General features: G+C 73.3%; 18 protein-coding genes. 12 read left to right on the top strand and 6 right to left on the bottom strand.

The features are described from left to right. Positions 1-2 precede the first annotated feature (2 nt). Genes ACIBSW_RS32730 through cofD form a run of 3 tightly spaced genes read right to left on the bottom strand, consistent with a single transcriptional unit; the run spans position 3 to position 2,541 of the window. On the bottom strand, positions 3-554 hold the full coding sequence (locus ACIBSW_RS32730; protein ID WP_354720992.1) for an NUDIX hydrolase: 552 nt from the start codon (positions 552-554) through the stop codon (positions 3-5). After that, positions 551-1,585, bottom strand: coding sequence for a coenzyme F420-0:L-glutamate ligase (locus ACIBSW_RS32725; protein WP_354720990.1), 1,035 nt, complete (start codon positions 1,583-1,585; stop codon positions 551-553). The genes ACIBSW_RS32730 and ACIBSW_RS32725 overlap by 4 nt, the downstream gene beginning before the upstream one ends. Beyond that, positions 1,582-2,541, bottom strand: coding sequence for a 2-phospho-L-lactate transferase (cofD, locus tag ACIBSW_RS32720; RefSeq protein ID WP_354720988.1), 960 nt, complete (start codon positions 2,539-2,541; stop codon positions 1,582-1,584). The genes ACIBSW_RS32725 and cofD overlap by 4 nt, the downstream gene beginning before the upstream one ends. Before the next feature lie 117 nt (positions 2,542-2,658). Between cofD and ACIBSW_RS32715 the strand changes: the two genes are divergently transcribed. From ACIBSW_RS32715 to ACIBSW_RS32705, 3 genes are all read left to right on the top strand, one after another. Then, complete coding sequence (locus ACIBSW_RS32715; RefSeq protein WP_354720986.1) at positions 2,659-3,675, top strand: hypothetical protein; 1,017 nt, start codon at positions 2,659-2,661, stop codon at positions 3,673-3,675. A gap of 112 nt (positions 3,676-3,787) precedes the next feature. Beyond that, positions 3,788-6,304, top strand: coding sequence for a bifunctional FO biosynthesis protein CofGH (locus ACIBSW_RS32710; RefSeq protein WP_354720985.1), 2,517 nt, complete (start codon positions 3,788-3,790; stop codon positions 6,302-6,304). A 289-nt stretch (positions 6,305-6,593) separates the two neighbouring features. Beyond that, positions 6,594-6,851, top strand: coding sequence for a WhiB family transcriptional regulator (locus ACIBSW_RS32705; protein WP_015619224.1), 258 nt, complete (start codon positions 6,594-6,596; stop codon positions 6,849-6,851). A 33-nt stretch (positions 6,852-6,884) separates the two neighbouring features. On the opposite strand, the gene ACIBSW_RS32700 is transcribed toward ACIBSW_RS32705, so the two are convergent. Beyond that, on the bottom strand, positions 6,885-7,370 hold the full coding sequence (locus ACIBSW_RS32700; RefSeq protein ID WP_377885551.1) for a metallopeptidase family protein: 486 nt from the start codon (positions 7,368-7,370) through the stop codon (positions 6,885-6,887). A 175-nt stretch (positions 7,371-7,545) separates the two neighbouring features. Between ACIBSW_RS32700 and ACIBSW_RS32695 the strand changes: the two genes are divergently transcribed. Beyond that, positions 7,546-7,911 (top strand): DUF3499 domain-containing protein, encoded by a 366-nt coding sequence (locus tag ACIBSW_RS32695; RefSeq protein WP_354720983.1) that lies wholly within the window; start codon positions 7,546-7,548, stop codon positions 7,909-7,911. A 3-nt stretch (positions 7,912-7,914) separates the two neighbouring features. Here ACIBSW_RS32695 and ACIBSW_RS32690 read toward each other — a convergent pair whose 3' ends face one another. Next, positions 7,915-8,712: a polysaccharide deacetylase family protein gene (locus tag ACIBSW_RS32690; protein WP_354720982.1), complete on the bottom strand. Its 798-nt coding sequence runs from the start codon at positions 8,710-8,712 to the stop codon at positions 7,915-7,917. Between the two features lie 154 nt (positions 8,713-8,866). Beyond that, the gene (locus tag ACIBSW_RS32685) at positions 8,867-10,303 is read right to left on the bottom strand and encodes an aldehyde dehydrogenase family protein (protein ID WP_354720980.1); all 1,437 of its coding nucleotides are present in this window, start codon (positions 10,301-10,303) and stop codon (positions 8,867-8,869) included. Between the two features lie 76 nt (positions 10,304-10,379). Here ACIBSW_RS32685 and ACIBSW_RS32680 point away from each other — a divergent pair, with 76 nt between their 5' ends. The 8 genes from ACIBSW_RS32680 to ACIBSW_RS32645 all read left to right on the top strand — a co-directional run bounded on the left by ACIBSW_RS32680 (position 10,380) and on the right by ACIBSW_RS32645 (position 18,287). Further along, a complete protein-coding gene (locus tag ACIBSW_RS32680) occupies positions 10,380-11,696 on the top strand; it encodes a GAF domain-containing protein (protein ID WP_354720978.1) in 1,317 nt (438 codons plus the stop codon). Positions 11,697-11,755: 59 nt separating this feature from the next. Beyond that, complete coding sequence (gene adh / locus ACIBSW_RS32675) at positions 11,756-13,279, top strand: aldehyde dehydrogenase (RefSeq protein ID WP_354720976.1); 1,524 nt, start codon at positions 11,756-11,758, stop codon at positions 13,277-13,279. A gap of 3 nt (positions 13,280-13,282) precedes the next feature. Next, on the top strand, positions 13,283-13,657 hold the full coding sequence (locus ACIBSW_RS32670; protein WP_354720974.1) for a DUF779 domain-containing protein: 375 nt from the start codon (positions 13,283-13,285) through the stop codon (positions 13,655-13,657). A 68-nt stretch (positions 13,658-13,725) separates the two neighbouring features. Continuing rightward, positions 13,726-14,412: an endonuclease V gene (locus ACIBSW_RS32665; protein WP_354729203.1), complete on the top strand. Its 687-nt coding sequence runs from the start codon at positions 13,726-13,728 to the stop codon at positions 14,410-14,412. A gap of 80 nt (positions 14,413-14,492) precedes the next feature. Next, on the top strand, positions 14,493-15,872 hold the full coding sequence (locus tag ACIBSW_RS32660) for a phosphomannomutase/phosphoglucomutase (RefSeq protein WP_354729201.1): 1,380 nt from the start codon (positions 14,493-14,495) through the stop codon (positions 15,870-15,872). Positions 15,873-15,922: 50 nt separating this feature from the next. Continuing rightward, complete coding sequence (locus ACIBSW_RS32655) at positions 15,923-16,105, top strand: Trm112 family protein (RefSeq protein ID WP_023358964.1); 183 nt, start codon at positions 15,923-15,925, stop codon at positions 16,103-16,105. Then, on the top strand, positions 16,105-17,328 hold the full coding sequence (locus ACIBSW_RS32650; protein ID WP_354729199.1) for an SIS domain-containing protein: 1,224 nt from the start codon (positions 16,105-16,107) through the stop codon (positions 17,326-17,328). Before ACIBSW_RS32655 ends, ACIBSW_RS32650 begins: the two co-directional genes overlap by 1 nt. Further along, positions 17,325-18,287: a cation diffusion facilitator family transporter gene (locus ACIBSW_RS32645; RefSeq protein WP_354729197.1), complete on the top strand. Its 963-nt coding sequence runs from the start codon at positions 17,325-17,327 to the stop codon at positions 18,285-18,287. Before ACIBSW_RS32650 ends, ACIBSW_RS32645 begins: the two co-directional genes overlap by 4 nt. Positions 18,288-18,303 lie beyond the last annotated feature (16 nt).

Genomic DNA, 18,303 nt, shown 5'->3' with positions numbered 1-18,303 from the left:
GGTCACAGCCGGGCGAAGGCGGGCGCGAGCTGCTGCACCACGCCGTCGGCCAGGGGCGTCGGCAGCGCGTCCGCCGTGAACCACGCCAGGTCCGCCGATTCGTCGCTGATCTGCTCGACCGCGCCAGCCGGGCAGACGGCGAGGAACCGCACGTCGAAGTGGTACGACGGCCCGGCCGGCGCGCCGTCGGCCGGCGCGCAGCGCACGGCGTGGATGTCGACGTCGATCGGGTCCGGGTCGAGTCGCAGGCCGGCGATGCCGGACTCCTCGCGGGCCTCGCGCAGCGCGGCTTCCGCGAGGGTGCCGTCGGCGGGCTCGCAGTGGCCGCCGACCTGCATCCACATCCCGAGCCGCCCGTGCAGGCACAGCAGCACCCGGCGCCGCTCGTCGACGATGAGGGCGCTGGCGGTCACGTGCCCGGGCCGGTGCGCCCGGGTCAGCGCGACCGGCCCGGCGCCGAGCAGCTCGAGGGTCCGCTTCCGGGCCAGGTCGGCGGCCTCCGAGGTGGCCCGCCATCGGCCCAGCGTGTCCTGGGCGTCCCGCAGCAGGGTCATCGCGGCGTCCCCACGGTGACGGTGGCGCCGGCGTCCGTGTACGCGACGGCCGACGACAGCCCTTCGGCGGCCAGGGCCGCGCGCAGCCGGTGCAGGTCGGCGCCGAAGCGCATGAGCGCGGCCGCGTTCGCCGCCGGGGCGGCGCAGGTCAGCACGCCGGGCGGTCCGGTATCGATGAGGGTCCCGTCGGCGATCACACCGGACACCTGTGCCCTGGCCCGCTTCACCGCGGCTGCCCAGCCGTCGCCGGAGTCGGCCGGCGCGTCGTCCGGCAGCGTCGCCGCCGCGCGCAGCCCGTCGGCCCGCGCCTCGGCCGTACCCAGGGAGAACATGTCGCTGGCCGCGTCCCGCAGCAGGGCGACCGCGCCGGGGGTCCCGGCCGCGCCCGCGCCCGGATAGCCGCGGACCACCGCGACCGGCACCTGGTCGCACTTGCCCTTGACCAGCTCGCCCGCCGCCGCCAGCTCGTCGATCACGGCCATCTGGGTGAGCTCGAGCTCGTTGCCGTACGGGTCGATCTCGCCGCGGTGGTCGCGGAACGGCTCGATGCCCGCCGCGCCGAGCGCGACGTCCGTCAGGCCGTTGCGCCACGCCCGGCCCATCGTGTCCGACACGATCACGCCGACCCGCAGGCCCCGCGCCGCCAGCGCCGCGTGCAGCGCCCGGGCCGAGGCGTCCGGGTCCGCCGGGAGCAGCACCAGGTGGGTCTTGTCGACGTTCGACGCGTCGATGCCCGCCGCCGCCATCACGAAGCCCTGGTGGGTCTGCACGATCGCGGTCGGCCCGCGCCGGGCCACCACCCGCCGGGTCTGCGAGGCCAGGGCCGCCTCGCGCGCCGCCTCCCGCTCCGGGCCGTCCGCCGGCACCTCGACCAGCCGGCCCTCGGCCTTCGACACGATCTTGCTGGTGACGACCAGGACGTCGCCGTCGCGCAGCCAGTGCGCCTTCGCGGTGATCAGGGCGGCCAGGTCGTCGCCCGCGGTCACGTCGCCGATGCCGCGCACCGGCAGGACCTCGAGGCCGTCGATCAACGCGCCACCTCCGCGAGCTCGAGCGCGTGGGCGACCATCGCCGCCGTCGCGTCCTCGTCCGTCATCCAGAGCGGTACGGCCCGGGTGTGCACTCCGGGCACGGCGGTCGCCTCGTCCGCGGTGTCGACCAGCCAGCCGTCCAGCAGGCCGCCGTCGCGGCGGGCGCCGTAGAGCCCGGCGACCCCGGCCGCGCTCACCTCGGCGCCGAGCGTCGCCAGGCAGCGGTCGGCCATCCCGCGCACCGGGGCGCCGCCGATGATCGGCGAAACCCCGACGACCGGCGCCGGGCCGGTCGCGACGGCCTCCTTGAGCTGCTGTACGGCCAGGATCGGCGCGATGCTGACCACCGGGTTGCTCGGGGCGACCAGCACCACGTCGGCGGCGGCGATCGCCTCCAGGACGCCCGCGGCCGGCTTGGCGGTCTCCGCGCCGACGAAGACGAACCGGTGCGTCGGCACCTCGCCGCGGTGGCGCACCCACCACTCCTGGAAGTGGATCGCCTTGCGCTCGCCGTCGACCTCCGCCACCACGTGGGTCTCCAGGCGGTCGTCGGTGGCCGGGAGCATGGTGATGCCGGGCTGCCAGCGGTCGCACAGCGCGGTGGTGACCGCCGACAGCGGGTAGCCGGCGTTCAGCATCGTCGTGCGTACCAGATGGGTGGCGATGTCCTTGTCGCCCAGGCCGAACCAGGTCGGCTCGGCGCCGTACCGGGTCAGCTCCTCCTTGATCGCCCAGGTCTCGCCGACGCGGCCCCAGCCGCGCTCCGGGTCGGCCGCGCCGCCCAGGGTGTACATGACGCTGTCGAGGTCGGGGCAGATTTGCAGGCTGTGCATTCGCACGTCATCGCCGACATTGACCACCGCCGTAACCTCGGCGCCGATGCGCCGCGCATGTGCGCGCACGCCGATCAGGAACCGGGCGCCGCCGATCCCTCCGGTAAGGACCACGATCCGCATTCGGCCATCCTTGCGCACCGCGACCGGATTCGTGGCCACTGGGTACCGGGTGTGACGTGTGTATCCGGTCTAGGCTGAGCCGACCCGCCCACATCCGAAGCGTCAAGGAGTCCAGCCGTGACCAGCACACCGTCGCCGCAGCCGCCCGGGCGACCGGTCCTCCAGGTGATCCGGCCGCTGCGTGATCTCGCCGCGCTGGCCCTGGTGGGCGCCCCTGCCGTCTGGCTTTTCGTGGCGATCATCCGCCTCATCCCGTCCGGGGTCGGCCAGGACTTCCTGACCCGGACGCAGAACGCCTTCTACAGCTTCGTCAACATCGAGCACATCGTGCTTCCGCTGGCGGCGGTGCTGCTGGCGACGCTGGTGCAGCCGGCGCACAAGCACGCCAAGCTGATCACGGTCGTCGCGCTGGTGGAGTACGCGGTCGCGGGCTTCTTCGGCATCCTCTTCGGCTTCCTGATCGCGCTGGTCCGGCTCGTGGACTGGAGCGTCCGGGTGGCGTTCGAGGAGTTCCTGGTCCGCTCGGCGTGGCTGGCGGTCTTCGCCGCGGCGGCGTACGCGGTGTTCCTGATCTGGCGCAACCTCTACTACACGCCGCGGCCGAAGGCGCAGCCCGGCGTCTACGGCCAGCCGCCGCAGAACTGGCAGCCGCAGCACCAGCAGTACGGCCAGCCCGGCTACCCGCCGCCCGGCTACCCGCAGCCCGGTCAGCCGCCGGCCGGCCCGACCCAGCCGGTGCAGACCCAGCCCGCCTACGGCCAGCCGGGCTACGGCCAGCCGCAGCCGCAGCCCGGGCAGTGGGGCCAGCCGCAGACCCAGCCGGCCTGGGGCGCGCCGCAGGAGACCGTCCCTACGTCGGCGCCGCCGACCCAGCCGGCCTGGGGCGCGCCGCAGAACACCGTCCCCACGTCGGCGCCGCCGACCCAGCCCGTCTCGGCGCAGCCGGCCTCCGGCGGCGCCCCGCCCGGGCCGTTCGCGCCGCAGCCGGGCCACCCGCAGGCGCCCGGCGCCTACGGCCCGCCGTCCTACCCGCCGCCGGGCGGCCCCGCCGATGCGACCCAGGCGATGCCGCATCGCGATGCGGAGGACGACCGCACCCAGATCGTCGGCGAGGAGCATCCGCCCCGCCAGTGACCGGCCCGTCGGCGGCGCCCCAGGCCGGGGCGCCGCCGATCGTGTTCCACGCCACTGCGGCTACCAGGTCGCCTCGAGCGCGGCCGGCATCTTTCCGGCCTAGGCTGCACGGGTGGCAGATGTGACTGAGGCCAGCGTCCGACGCGCGCTCAAGCGTGCCTCCGACGGCAAGGCGGTCGATGCCGACGAGGCGACGGCCCTGCTCGCGGCCGAGGGGCCGCTCCTGGACGACCTGCTGGCGATCGCCGGCGGGGTGCGGGACGCGGGCCTTCGTGAGGCCGGCCGGCCCGGCGTCGTCACGTACTCGAAGAAGGTCTTCATACCGCTGACCCGGCTCTGCCGGGACCGCTGCCACTACTGCACGTTCGCGACCGTGCCGCACCGGCTGCCGGCGGCGTTCCTGGAGCGCGACGAGGTGCTGGCGATCGCCCGGGAGGGCGCCGCGCAGGGCTGCAAGGAGGCCCTGTTCACCCTCGGCGACCGGCCCGAGGAGCGCTGGCCCGCGGCCCGGCAGTGGCTGGACGAGCGCGGCTACGACTCGACCCTGGACTACGTGCGTGCCTGCGCGATCGCCGTCCTCGAGGAGACGGGCCTGCTGCCGCACCTGAACCCGGGCGTGCTGAGCTGGGCCGAGCTGCAGCGGCTCAAGCCGGTCGCGCCGAGCATGGGCATGATGCTGGAGACGACGGCGACCCGGCTCTGGTCGGAGCCGGGCGGGCCGCACTACGGCTCGCCGGACAAGGAGCCCGCGGTCCGGCTGCGGGTGCTGGACGACGCCGGCCGCGTCGGCGTCCCGTTCACCACCGGCATCCTGATCGGCATCGGCGAGACGCCCGCCGAGCGGGTCGACGCGATCTTCGCGATGCGCCACACGGCCCGCGAGTTCGGCCACGTTCAGGAAGTCATCATCCAGAACTTCCGCGCCAAGCCGGACACGGCGATGCGCGGCATGCCGGACGCCGAGCTCCGCGAGCTCGCCGCGACGGTGGCGGTCGCCCGGATCATCCTCGGCCCGCGCGCCCGGATCCAGGCGCCGCCGAACCTGATCGCGGGGGAGTTCGCCCTGCTGCTGCGCGCGGGCATCGACGACTGGGGCGGCGTCTCCCCGGTGACGCCCGACCACGTCAACCCCGAGCGCCCGTGGCCGCAGATCGAGGCGCTGCGGCAGCACTCGGCGCAGGCCGGCTTCGAGCTGCGCGAGCGCCTGACCATCTACCCGGAGTACGTCCGGCGCGGCGAGAACTGGCTCGACCCGCGGCTGGCCGCGCACGTCGCCGCGCTCGCCGACCCGGCGACCGGGCTGGCCCGCGAGGAGGCCATGCCGGCCGGGCTGCCGTGGCAGGAGCCGGACGACGCCTACGCGGCCGGCGGCCGGACCGACCTGTTCGCCGCCATCGACACCGAGGGCCGCACAAGCGACCGCCGCGGCGACTTCGACAGCGTCTACGGCGACTGGGACGAGGTGGCCTCGCACCTGTCCGCGGAGGCGGTCGCCGCCGGCCAGGGCAAGGTGGTGCCGCGGGTCGAGTCCGACGTGCTGGCGGGCCTGCGGCTGGCCGCCGAGGACCCGGGCGCGCTGCTCGACCCGGCGCACGAGGTCAAGGCCATGGCCCTGTTCAACGCCGACGGCTCCGCGCTGGACGAGCTCGTCCGCCTCGCCGACGACCTGCGCCGGCAGGTCAACGGCGACGACGTCACCTATGTGGTGAACCGGAACATCAACTTCTCGAACGTCTGCTACGTGGGCTGCCGGTTCTGCGCGTTCGCGCAGCGCGAGAAGGACGCCGACGCGTACCGGCTGTCGGTCGAGCAGGTGGCCGACCGGGCCGAGGAGGCGTGGAAGGACGGCGCCACCGAGGTCTGCATGCAGGGCGGCATCGACCCGAAGATGCCGATCACCGCGTACGCGGACCTGGTCCGGGCGGTGAAGCGCCGGGTGCCCGGCATGCACGTGCACGCGTTCTCGCCGATGGAGATCGTCACGGGCGCGGCCAAGGCGGGCGTCTCGGTGCGCGACTGGCTGACCGAGCTGCGCGAGGCCGGCCTCGACACGATCCCCGGCACGGCCGCCGAGATCCTCGACGACGACGTGCGCTGGGTGCTGACCAAGGGCAAGCTGCCGGCGTCGGCCTGGATCGACGTGGTGACCACGGCACATCAGGTGGGCCTGCGCTCCAGCTCGACGATGATGTACGGCCACGTCGACCACCCGCGCCAGTGGCTGGGCCACTTCCGGGTGCTGGCCGGGATCCAGGATGTGACCGGCGGCTTCACCGAGTTCGTCGCGCTGCCGTTCATTCACACCAACGCGCCGATCTACCTGGCCGGGATCGCCCGGCCCGGGCCGACCTGGCGGGAGAACCGGGTCGTGCACGCGATGGCGCGGATCCTGCTGCACGGCCGGATCGGCAACATCCAGTGCTCCTGGGTGAAGCTGGGCGACGCGGGCACCACCGCGATGCTCAACGGCGGCTGCAACGACCTCGGCGGCACGCTGATGGAGGAGACGATCTCGCGGATGGCCGGGTCCGAGCACGGCTCCGCCCGTACGGTCGCGCAGCTGAAGGAGCTGGCCGCCGCCGCGGGTCGTCCCGCCGCGGAGCGCACGACCGTGTATGGCCGCCGGTAGTCATCAGGTCACAAAATGGGGTAATTTGGACTCGACGCGCCGACCTCGCGTTACCTTCCGGTGGCCCCGAGAGATAGGGCTGGAACGGGACCACGAGGCGGCGACGGAGCCTCGAGGAAACGGGCCTATTTATCAGGTTCGGCTTGACGACGCACGTCTTACACGCGTGTAATTTCGGTGGGGTTGTGGGAATGACGGGTCGCGAACCGTCACTTTCCGCAAGAAACACGCCGCGTGCGTGGGGGGTCAGCGCGGGCATCGCTGCCGGCGCGGAAAAGGAGGCACGCCGATGGAAGCGCAGGTTGAAGGGGTGGACCTGCTCGGGGATGCGCCCGAGTGGCAGGAGCGGGCGCTGTGCTCGCAGACCGATCCAGAGGCTTTCTTTCCGGAGAAAGGCGGTTCGACCCGCGAGGCGAAGCGGATCTGTGGCCGCTGCGACGTCAAGGCCGAGTGCCTGGAATACGCGCTGGGGCACGACGAGCGCTTCGGCATCTGGGGCGGACTCAGCGAACGCGAACGGCGCAAGCTGAAGCGGCGGGTCGCCTGATCGGAGTATTCCTGCCGACGCCGGGGGGCCGTCTCAGGAAAGCTCGTCAGGATCCACGCCGAGCAGGTTGGCTACCTGCTCGATGATCACATCGTGAACGAGGTCGGCGAGGTCCTCGCGGTCCATCGCCCGGAACTCCAGCGGCCGCCGGTACAGCACGATCCGCGGCGGCAGCTCCTGGCGTCCCGGACGACCCGGCAGCAGCCGGGCCAGGGGCACCTCGCCGTCCTCGAGCACATCCGAGTCGTAGACGTTCAGGTCCGGCGGCACATCCTCGACGGCGAACTCGACGCCCGCCAGCTCCTTGGCATAGCGCCGCTCGAGGCTCTCGACGGTGTCCAGGACCAGGTCGTCGAAGATCTCGGCCTTGGTGCGCGCGAGCGGCACGGTCGCCGGCACCAGGCGGCCGCGGAGCCCACGTCCGTGCCGGTCCCGGCGAGCGGGTCGCCCGGGTCCGGCGGCGCGGGCGGATCGGCCGGGATCCGAGCCGGACCGGCGGCGGTCGGGGCTGGTAGTCACGCCAGCCAGCCTAGCCCGCGCGGGCCGCCGGAGTCGGTCAGGCCGTGCCGGGCGCGTTTCCCCCGGCGAATTCGTCCCATTGGGACGGCGTGTCGGTGCGCCATGTCAAAATCGTGATGGATGGCGGGTCGGCGTGTCGCGGCTGTGCGCCGCCGCGGGGAGATAACGTGCCGCCGTGAGGTCACCACGGCGCTGCTCCCGCAACGGCTGTCCACGACAGGCGGTCGCCACGCTGACCTACGTCTACAACGATTCCACCGCGGTCGTCGGACCGCTGGCCGCCTTCGCCGAGCCGCACACCTATGACCTCTGCGAGCCGCACGCCCGCAGCCTGACCGCGCCCCGCGGCTGGGAGCTGGTGCGCCACGACGGCGACTTCGCCCCGCCCCCGCCCACCACGGACGACCTGGTCGCCCTGGCCGACGCGGTCCGCGAGGCGGCCCGCCCGGCGCCGCCGCCGCGCCCGGAGGCCCACGACCATCTGCCGGGCCACCAGACCGGCCGCCGCGGCCACCTGCGCGTCATACCGCCCTCGCACTGAGCGTCAGGGCAGCGCCACCAGGCGGTGGCGGCCCTTGAGCCAGGGGAGCAGCTGCTCGTAGGCGGCGACCGTCTCCGGCTGCCCGTAGTCGTGCGAGAGCACGATCGCGCCGTCGTGCACGTGCTTCTTCACCGCGCGGACGACCTTCGCCCGGTGCGCCGCGCCCGACTCGCCGCCTCGGTGCTCCCAGTCCCGCGGATCGACCTGCCAGTAGATGGACCGCATGCCGAGGCGGGCGCCGGCCGCGACGAAGGCGCCGGTGAAGTTCCCGCCGGGCGCCCGCACGTACCCGATCCGGGCGCCGGGCACCGCCGCGCGGATGGCGTCGTTGGTGCGCCGCAGGTCCGCCTCGATCACGCCCGGCTTGCGCTTACCGAGAGTCAGGCTGTGCCGCCAGGTGTGGTTACAGAGGGTGTGTCCCTCGGCGGCGATCCGCCGGACCAGGCCGGGATGGGCCGCGACGTTCCGCCCCACCAGGCAGAAGGTCGCCTTCACCCCGTGTTTGCGCAGCAGGTCGAGCAGCCGCGGCGTCTGCACGGGATCGGGGCCGTCGTCGAAGCTCAGCGCGACCCCGGCGTCGCCGGTCCTCATCAGGCTGTCGGCCGGCCCGCGCCGGCCGGCCGGCTTCTTGCGTACCGGCGCGGCCGGCCGGGTGCGGGTCGAGGGCGGGGTCTTCGGCGGGGCCGACGCCTGCGGCGACGCGGACGTCACGGCGCCGACCCGGACGCTCTCGCGGCCCGGGCCGCAGCCGGAGACGGCGGCCAGCGCGAGCCCGATCACCAGCACCATGCGGGTACGCATAACACACGAACTCCGTCCGAGGGGTACAAACGAGGACGGGAACCACTATGGTCCCGCGAACCCCCGGAAACATCGATCACCCGCAGGCGTGGCACTGATCGGGGAGACGACAAAGCGGCGGCCCCCGGGCCGGGGACCGCCGCTCAGCTCCGTCCTACAGGTCCACTCCGGTCAGCACCATGACGCGGGGCTCCGTGTAGTCGTCCATCGCGCTCGCCAGGCCCTCGCGGCCGACGCCGCTGCCCTTCATCCCGCCGTACGGCATCTGATCCGCCCGGTACGACGGGACGTCGCCGACGATCACGCCGCCGACCTTCAGCTCCCGGTGCGCGGCGAACGCCGTCTGGATGTTGTGGGTGAAGACCCCGGCCTGCAGCCCGTACGCCGAATCGTTGATCGCCGCGAAGCCGGCCGCGTCGTCGGCGACCTCGGAGACCACTAGCACCGGGCCGAAGACCTCCTCGGCGACCACCTTGGCGCCGGGCGGCACGTCCGTGAGGACCGTCGGCGGGTAGGTCGCGCCCTCGCGCTTGCCGCCGACGACCACCGTGGCGCCGGCCGCCACCGCCTCCTGCACCCAGTCCTCGACCCGCCGCGCGGCGTCCTCGCTGATCATCGGGCCGACCTCGACGTCCGGGTCGTTCGGGTCGCCGGTGCGCAGCGCGGAGACCGCGTCGGTCAGGCGGGGCAGGAAGCCGGTCAGCCCGGCGTGCACGTACACCCGCTGCACCGAGATGCAGCTCTGTCCGGCCTGGTAGGTGCCGAACGCCGCTACCCGCTGCGCCGCCCAGTCCAGGTCCGCGTCGCTGCCGTAGTCCGCGCAGAGCAGCACGGCCGCGTTGCCGCCGAGCTCGAGCGTCACGTGCTTCTCCGGCACCGCGCGGCGGATCTGCGCGCCGACCGGCCCGGATCCGGTGAACGAGACGATCGGCAGCCGCGGGTCCGCCACCAGCGCCGCGGCCCGCTCGTTCGGGACCGGCAGCACCGAGAACATGCCGGCCGGCAGGTCGGTCTCGGCCAGGAGCTCGCCGAGCAGCAGGGCGGTCAGCGGGGTCGCGGGCGCGGGCTTGAGCACGATCGGCGCGCCGACCGCGATCGCCGGGGCGATCTTGTGCGCGACCAGGTTCAGCGGGAAGTTGAACGGCGAGATGCCCAGCACCGGGCCGCGCGGCACGCGCTTGACCACCGCGATCCGGCCGGTGCCGCCGGGGTCGGTGTCGAGCCGCTGCAGGTCGCCGGCGAACCGGCGGGCCTCCTCGGCCGCCCAGCGGAACACCGACCGGGCCCGGTCGGCCTCGATCCGCGCCCACTTCAGCGGCTTGCCGTTCTCGGCCGTGATCAGCGCGGCGATCTCCTCGCGGCGCTCGGCGAGGCGGGCCGAGACGTGGTCGAGGGCCGCCGCGCGGACGTGCGCGGGCAGGGCCGCGGCCCGGTCGGCGATCTCGGCCGCCGCCGCGACGGCGGCCTCGACCTGCTCCGGCCCGGCCCAGGTGGTACGCCCGACCACCCGGCCGTCGTACGGGTGCGTCACCGTCACCTCGTCGTCGCCGTGCACCGCAACGCCGGCGACATAGAACGCTGTCGTCTCCACCACCGCAGCCTATGCCGCCGCGGACGGTTGTCGCCGGGCGTGATGCAGGACACGATGGACGGGACTGGAGGTGCGCATGTCGAACCCGTGGCTCGCACTCACCCTCGGCGACGACCCGACCGAGCACATCGGCCAGGTGGGCCGGGCACACGAGCGTTTCCTGACCGGCGAGCAGGCCGGGACGCAGGTGCGGCCCGTCGTGGCCGACTCCTGGCGGCGCTCCGCGGGCGCGCTGGTGAGCCCGGACGGCACCGCGCCCATCGAGCTGAGCGACGGCGAGCTCGAGGCCTACCGCGCGGCGCATCCGCTGGCCCGGGTGCTGCCGATCTTCCGGGACCTGCTCGGCGGGCTCACCGACGACGGCGGGCACCTGATGGCGGTCTGCGACGCGCACGGCCGGCTGCTCTGGGTCGAGGGCGCCGCGGGGGTGCTGCGCGGCGCCGAGTCGATGAACTTCGTGCCGGGCGCCCGCTGGGACGAGGCGCACGCCGGCACCAACGCGCCCGGCACGGCCCTGGCCGTCGACCACTCGTTGCAGATCTTCGCCACCGAGCACTTCACCCGCGGCGTGCAGCGCTGGACCTGCGCGGCCGCGCCGATCCACGATCCCGCGACCGGGCGGCTGCTCGGCGCCATCGACGTCACCGGCGGCGACCACCTGGCCAACCCGCACAGCCTCGCGCTGGTCCGGGCCACCGCGCTCGCGGCCGAGGCGTACCTGCGCGCGCACCTGCCGGAGCCGGCGAACCTCGCCGCGACCGTCTCGGTGTCCGGGCGCGAGGAGGCCATCCTCTCGGTGGGCGGCCGGCGGCTGCGGCTCGGGCGCCGGCACTCGGAACTCCTGGTCCTGCTCCTCGTGCACCCGGAGGGCCGGACGGGAGACCAGCTCGGCTTCGACCTGTACGCCGAGGAGCTCAACCCGGTCACCGTCCGCGCGGAGCTCTCCCGGCTGCGCCGCATCCTCGGCCCCGAGCTGCTGGACTCGCGGCCCTACCGGCTGCGCGGGCACGTCGAGGCGGACTTCCTGACCGTGACGCGGCTGCTGGAGCGGGGCAGGGTCGCCGACGCGCTCGACGCGTACGCGGGCCCGTTGCTGCCCTCCTCGGACGCGCCGGGCATCGTCCGGCTGCGCCGGCTGATGGACTCCCGGCTGCGGGCGGCGGTGCTGACCGGCGGCGACCCGCGGCTGATCCTGGCCTTCCTCAGCGCGCCCTGGGGCGCCGACGACCTGGAGATGTGGGAGGCGTACGCGACCGCGCTGCCACCCGGCTCGCCGGCCCGCCCGCTGGCCATGAACCGGGTCGCCCAGCTGGCGGCCGAGTACGGCCTCACCCTGGCCGGGCGGCCCGCCCGTAGCCTCCGTGCAACGTCTGTGCAACGTCTCCGTATCTAGCGTCCTGCATATCCGCGTCGCCCAATGTCGGGCGGCGGCCCAGGTATGGAGGACCCCCCGTGACCATCTACTCCCCACCCGGATCAGACGGCGCGATCGTCAGCTACGAGTCGCGGTACGACCACTGGATCGGCGGCGAATACGTGCCGCCCGCCGAGGGCCGGTACTTCGAGAACCCCTCGCCGGTCAACGGACAGAACTTCTGCGAGATCGCCCGCGGCACCGCCGCCGACGTCGAGCGGGCCCTTGACGCGGCGCACGCCGCGGCCGACGCCTGGGGCCGGACCTCGGTCGCCGAGCGTGCCAACATCCTCAACAAGATCGCCGACCGGATGGAGGCGAACCTCGAGCAGCTCGCCGTCGCCGAGACCTGGGAGAACGGCAAGCCGGTCCGCGAGACGATGGCCGCCGACCTCCCGCTGGCGATCGACCACTTCCGCTACTTCGCCGGCGCGCTGCGCGCGCAGGAGGGCACCCTCGGCGAGATCGACGACGACACCATCGCCTACCACTTCCACGAGCCGCTCGGCGTCGTCGCGCAGATCATCCCCTGGAACTTCCCGATCCTGATGGCGGTCTGGAAGCTCGCGCCCGCGCTGGCCGCCGGCAACGCCGTCGTGCTCAAGCCGGCCGAGCAGACCCCGGCCTCGATCCACCTGTGGATGTCGCTCGTCGCCGACCTGCTGCCGCCGGGCGTCGTCAACATCGTGAACGGCTTCGGCGTCGAGGCCGGCAAGCCGCTGGCGTCCTCGAAGCGGGTGGCCAAGGTGGCGTTCACCGGCGAGACCACCACCGGCCGGCTGATCATGCAGTACGCCTCCGAGAACATCATCCCGGTGACGCTGGAGCTCGGCGGCAAGAGCCCGAACATCTTCTTCGACGACGTCAGCGCCGCCGACGACGACTTCATGGACAAGGCACTCGAGGGCTTCGCGATGTTCGCCCTCAACCAGGGCGAGGTCTGCACCTGCCCGTCCCGGGCGCTGATCCAGCGCGGCCACTACTCCGACTTCCTGGCCGCGGGCGTCAAGCGGATCGAGAACCTGAAGCAGGGCAACCCGCTGGACACCGACACCCAGGTCGGCGCGCAGGCCTCCAACGACCAGCTCGAGAAGATCCTGTCCTACTTCGACATCGGCCGGCAGGAGGGCGCCAAGGTCCTCATCGGTGGGTCCCGCGCCGACCTCGGCGGCGACCTGTCCGGCGGCTACTACGTGCAGCCCACCATCTTCGAGGGCGCCAACTCGATGCGGATCTTCCAGGAGGAGATCTTCGGGCCGGTGGTCTCGGTGACCTCGTTCTCCGACTACGCCGACGCGATCAAGATCGCCAACGACACCCTGTACGGCCTCGGCGCCGGGCTGTGGACGCGCGACATGAACACGGCGTACCGGGCGGGCCGGGAGATCAAGGCCGGCCGGGTCTGGACGAACTGCTACCACCTGTACCCGGCGCACGCCGCGTTCGGCGGATACAAGCAGTCCGGCATCGGCCGGGAGAACCACAAGATGATGCTCGACCACTACCAGCAGACGAAGAACCTGCTGGTCAGCTACTCGCCCAAGGCCATGGGCTTCTTCTAGGCCATGGGCGCCCGAGTAGACGTGACCCCCGCCGCGGCCGAACTCTTGCGGTCGCTGCGGGGGCAGCACGGCCCGCTGATGTTCCACCAGTCCGGCGGCTGCTGCGACGGCAGCTCACCGATGTGTTACCTCGAGGGGGAGTTCCGCACCGGAGCGAGCGATGTGCTGCTCGAGGAGCTGCGAATCGACGGCGTGGACGAGCCGATCTCCTTCTGGATGAGCACCTCGCAGTTCGAGGTCTGGAAGCACACCCACCTCACGGTGGATGTGGTGCCGGGCCGGGGCAGCGGCTTCAGCCTGGAGGCGCCCGAGGGGGTGCGCTTCCTGATCCGCAGCCGCGTGCTCACCCCGGAGGAGTTGGCGGCGCTCGCGTCGTGAGCCCGGGCCGGCCGCGGTGTGGGAAACCACCCCGCGGTCGGCCCGCGGCTGCGCTAGCGTCTGCGCCCGTGACCGGTTCCCCGCGTACGGAAGCAGAGGCCCTGGCCGTGCAGGACGCCCTGCGTCCACAGGTGATCGGCGGGCCCGGCCCGGCCGATCCGGCGACGGTCGCGGGGCTGGACGTGGCCTACCACGAGGACGGCGAGCGGCTCGCCGCGGCGATCGTCGTGCTCGACGCGCGGACACACGCGGTCCTCGACAGCGCGGTGGTGCACGGCCGGCCCGCGTTCCCGTACGTGCCCGGGCTGTTCGCGTTCCGGGAGGTGCCGGCGCTGCTGGAGGCGCTGGACCGGCTCCGCGTCCGGCCGGAGGTGCTGATCTGTGACGGGCACGGCCTGGCGCATCCGCGCCGGTTCGGGCTGGCCTGCCACCTCGGCGTGCTGACCGGGCTGCCGTCGTTCGGCGTCGGCAAGACGCCGCTGGTCGGCGCGTGGGAGCCGGTCGCCGAGCGGCGCGGCGCCCGGTCGGCGCTGGTCGACGGCGGCGAGGCGGTCGGCGCGGTGCTGCGGACCCGGGACGCGGTGAAGCCGGTCTTCGTCTCGGTGGGGCACCGGATGGACCTGGACACCGCGTGCGGGCTGACGCTCGCCCTGACGCCGCGGTTCCGGCTGCCGGAGACCACCCGGGCCGCGGACCGGGCCTGCCGCGACGCACTGGTGTGTGGACCCGCAGGTGTAACGGTCCCGAGACGGTGACGCCGCGTCGTTGGGACCCTTTGGTTACCAACGCTCCGTTACTCTCGGCGAGTCTGAATTGCCGTGCCGAGGAGTGAGCGTTGACTGATCTGTCCCAGCTGGTCAAGGCGTACGACGTCCGTGGCGTCGTGCCGGATCAGCTCAACGAGACGGTGGCCCGCGCGCTGGGCACGGCGTTCGTGGAGATGCTCCGGGATTCCGGCGACGAGGCCGAACGGATCGTGATCGCCCACGACATGCGCGAGACCGGCCCCGCGCTGGCCGCCGCGTTCGCCGCCGGCGCCAACGAGGCCGGCGCGGTCGTCGTGCACATCGGGCTCGGCTCGACCGACCAGCTCTACTACGCCTCCGGCGTGCTGGGGCTGCCCGGCGCGATGTTCACCGCCAGCCACAACCCGGCGCAGTACAACGGCATCAAGCTGTGCCGCTCGGGTGCCCGGCCGGTCGGCCAGGACAGCGGCCTGATCGTCGTCCGCCGGCACGCCGAGGAACTGCTCGACGACGTCGACGCGGTCGGCGAGGTGCCGTCGGCCATCGAGCGCCGCGACCTGCTGGCCGACTACGTCGGGCACCTGCGCTCGCTGGTCGACCTCTCCGGCATCCGCCCGCTCAAGGTGGTGGTCGACGCCGGCAACGGGATGGGCGGCTTCACCGTCCCGGCCGTGCTCGGCGACCAGGTGCTGCCGGCGCTGCCGCTGGAGATCGTGCCGCTCTACTTCGAGCTCGACGGCTCGTTCCCGAACCACGAGGCCAACCCGCTCGACCCGGCCAACCTGGTCGACCTGCAGGCCGCGGTCCGCGAGCACGGCGCCGACCTGGGTCTCGCGTTCGACGGCGACGCCGACCGTTGCTTCGTCGTCGACGAGAACGGCGACCCGGTCTCGCCGTCGGCGGTCACCGCGCTGGTGGCGAAGCGGGAGCTGGCCAAGTTCCCCGGCAGCACGGTCATCCACAACCTGATCACCTCGGCCGCCGTGCCGGAGATCATCAAGGAGAACGGCGGCGTGCCGGTGCGCAGCCGGGTCGGCCACTCGTTCATCAAGGCCGAGATGGCCCGGACGAACGCCGTCTTCGGCGGCGAGCACTCGGCGCACTACTACTTCCGCGACTTCTGGTTCGCCGACACCGGCATGCTCGCCGCGCTGCACGTCCTGGCGGCGCTCGGCGGGCAGCAGCGGCCGCTGTCGGCGTTCGCGGCGGAGTTCGAGCGCTACGTCGCGTCGGGCGAGATCAACTCCAAGGTCGCCGACGCGGCGGCCAAAGTCGCCGAGGTGCGTGCCGCGTTCCCGGACGCCACATTCGACGACCTGGACGGCATGACCGCCGAACTCGCCGACGGCTCCTGGTTCAACCTGCGCGCGTCGAACACCGAGCCCCTGCTGCGCCTCAACGTCGAGGCGGCGAAGCCGGACCGCATGGCGGCGCTCCGCGACGAGGTGCTCGCCATCGTTCGCAGTTAGGATCACCTGGATCCACGACACTGTCCGCGTACGCCTTAAGGAGCCGTTCTGTGGCCCTCGACCCGCAGTTGCTGGAGATTCTGGCCTGCCCGGACACACACCACGCGCCACTGGACTACGACGCCGGTGCGCAGACGCTGACCTGCACGGAGTGTGGTCGCGTCTTCGAGGTGCGCGACGACATCCCGGTGCTGCTGCTGGACGAGGCGACCACGCCCGGAAAGGCCTCTTGATGGCGGGCCCGTTCGACGGTACGGCCGGCCTCACCGGACGCCGGGTGGCGGACGAGGCGCTGCTCGAGGACGAGAAGGCGATGGCCGAGAACGACCCGGGCGGCATGCTGCGGGCCACCGCGTCCGCCGGGGCCCAGGTCCGGGAGTCGGCGGCGCTGGCCGCCGAGGCCAACCTGAGCGCGCTGGCCGACGAGGGCCGACCGCGCGCGGTCGTCGTCGCCGGCATCGGCACCGCCGGCCTGACCGGCGGCATCCTCGCCACCGTCGCGGGTCCGCGCTGCCCGGTCCCGATCATCGGGCACCGCAGCGCGGGCGTGCCCGGCTGGGTCGGCGCGGCCGACGTGGTCATCGCCGTCTCCGCCAGCGGCCGCAGCCCCGAGGCGCTGGCCGCGGCGGACGCCGCGGCCCGCCGCGGCGCGCGGCTGGTGGCGATCGGCAACCCCGACTCCGAGCTGCAGGCGATGGCCGAGCGGGCCCGGGCGCCGTTCATCCCGGTGCCGCGCCGGGCGCCGGCCCGGGCCAGCCTCTGGGGCCTGGCCGTCCCGGTCCTGCTGGCGGCCCGCAGCCTCGGCCTGGTCAAGGTCAACGAGGCCGACCTCGCGGAGACCGCGGCCCGCCTCGACGCCGACGCCGAGCGCTGCCGGGTCAGCGCCGAGTCCTTCGTGAACCCGGCGAAGTCCCTGGCACTCGGCCTGGCCGGCTCGATCCCGATCGTCTGGGGCTCGTCGCCGCTGGCCACGGTCGCCGCCCGCCGCTTCGCCGACACGCTGGCCGCGAACGCCCGCTACCCGGTGATGGCCGGCGCGCTCGGCGAGGCCGGCCGCGGCCGGGTCGGCCTGCTCGACGGGCCGTTCGGCGGCCTGGCCGAGTCGGTGCACGACATCTTCGCCGACCCGGACGCCGAGGCCGAGACGGCCACCCGCCTGCGGCTGGTGGTGCTGCGCGACGGCGGCCTCAACCCGGAGGAGGAGGCCGACGAGCCGGTGGCCGTCGAGGAGCGCCGCGCCGACGCGGTGCAGACCCTCGCGGAACGCCGGGGCGTGCGCTGCGACGTGGTCACCGCCGAGGGCGGCTCCGCGCTGGAGCGGCTGGCGTCGCTGGTCGCGGTGCCCGACTTCGCCTCGATCTATCTGGCGCTGGCGCACGGCCTCGACCCGATGGCGGTCCCGGCGATCAACGAGATGAAGGAACTGAGCAACCCGATACCCGAGGGCCTGCAGTGAGTGCGGGCGGCGGCACCAAGGCGATCGTCGCGGCGCTGGGCGCCAACCTGGGCATCGCGGCAACGAAGTTCGTCGCCTGGGCGCTGACCGGCTCCTCCTCGATGCTGGCCGAGGCCATCCACTCGGTCGCCGACTCCGGCAACCAGGCGCTGCTGCTGCTCGGCGGCAAGCGGGCGACCCGCAAGGCGACACCGCAACACCCCTTCGGGTACGGCCGTGAGCGCTACATCTACGCGTTCATCGTCTCGATCGTGCTGTTCAGCGTCGGTGGCCTCTTCGCGCTCTACGAGGCGTACCACAAGCTGCACGACCCGCACCCGATCGAGAGCTGGCAGTGGGTGCCGATCGCGGTGCTGATCGTCGCCATCGGCCTGGAGACCTTCTCGTTCCGGACGGCGATCAACGAGTCGAACCTGATCCGCGGCAAGGCCTCGTGGGTCTCCTTCGTGCGCCGCGCCAAGGCACCCGAGCTGCCGGTCGTCCTGCTCGAGGACGCCGGCGCGCTGCTCGGCCTGGTCTTCGCCCTCTTCGGCGTCTCGTTGACCCTGGTCACCGGCGACGGCACCTGGGACGGCATCGGCACCGCGGCCATCGGCCTGCTGCTGGTGTCCATCGCGATCGTCCTCGCGATCGAGACCAAGAGCCTGCTGCTGGGCGAGGGCGCGAACCCCGAGGACGTCACGAAGATCGAGCAGGCCGTGCTGGCCGGCTCCGGCGTCGAGCGCATCATCCACATGAAGACGCTCTACCTGGGCCCCGACGAGCTGCTGGTCGCCGCGAAGATCGCGGTGCCGCCGGCGGAGAACGCGGCCGAGGTGGCGCGGCACATCGACGAGTGCGAGGCCCGGATCCGCGAGGCGTTGCCGGTCGCCCGGGTGATCTACCTGGAGCCGGATATCTACCACCCGGAGGCGGCGTCCTCGTCGTCCGAGACCGCCGCGGAACCCGCGACGGCGTAACCGCACAGGAACGAGG

Origin of the sequence: Actinoplanes sp. NPDC049668 (genome assembly GCF_044465445.1) — a bacterium.
Classification (GTDB): domain Bacteria; phylum Actinomycetota; class Actinomycetes; order Mycobacteriales; family Micromonosporaceae; genus Actinoplanes.
The sequence above is the reverse complement of the archived record's forward strand: the minus strand, read 5'-3'. Positions and strand labels throughout refer to the sequence as shown.

Excerpts from the sequence above, each read along its gene's own strand:
- ACIBSW_RS32680 (WP_354720978.1), top strand. The coding sequence starts at position 10,380 with ATGTCGAACCCGTGGCTCGCACTCACCCTCGGCGACGACCCGACCGAG.
- ACIBSW_RS32690 (WP_354720982.1), bottom strand. The coding sequence starts at position 8,712 with ATGCGTACCCGCATGGTGCTGGTGATCGGGCTCGCGCTGGCCGCCGTC.
- cofD (WP_354720988.1), bottom strand. The coding sequence starts at position 2,541 with ATGCGGATCGTGGTCCTTACCGGAGGGATCGGCGGCGCCCGGTTCCTG.
- ACIBSW_RS32730 (WP_354720992.1), bottom strand. The coding sequence starts at position 554 with ATGACCCTGCTGCGGGACGCCCAGGACACGCTGGGCCGATGGCGGGCC.
- ACIBSW_RS32705 (WP_015619224.1), top strand. The coding sequence starts at position 6,594 with ATGGAAGCGCAGGTTGAAGGGGTGGACCTGCTCGGGGATGCGCCCGAG.
- ACIBSW_RS32650 (WP_354729199.1), top strand. The coding sequence starts at position 16,105 with ATGGCGGGCCCGTTCGACGGTACGGCCGGCCTCACCGGACGCCGGGTG.
- ACIBSW_RS32670 (WP_354720974.1), top strand. The coding sequence starts at position 13,283 with ATGGGCGCCCGAGTAGACGTGACCCCCGCCGCGGCCGAACTCTTGCGG.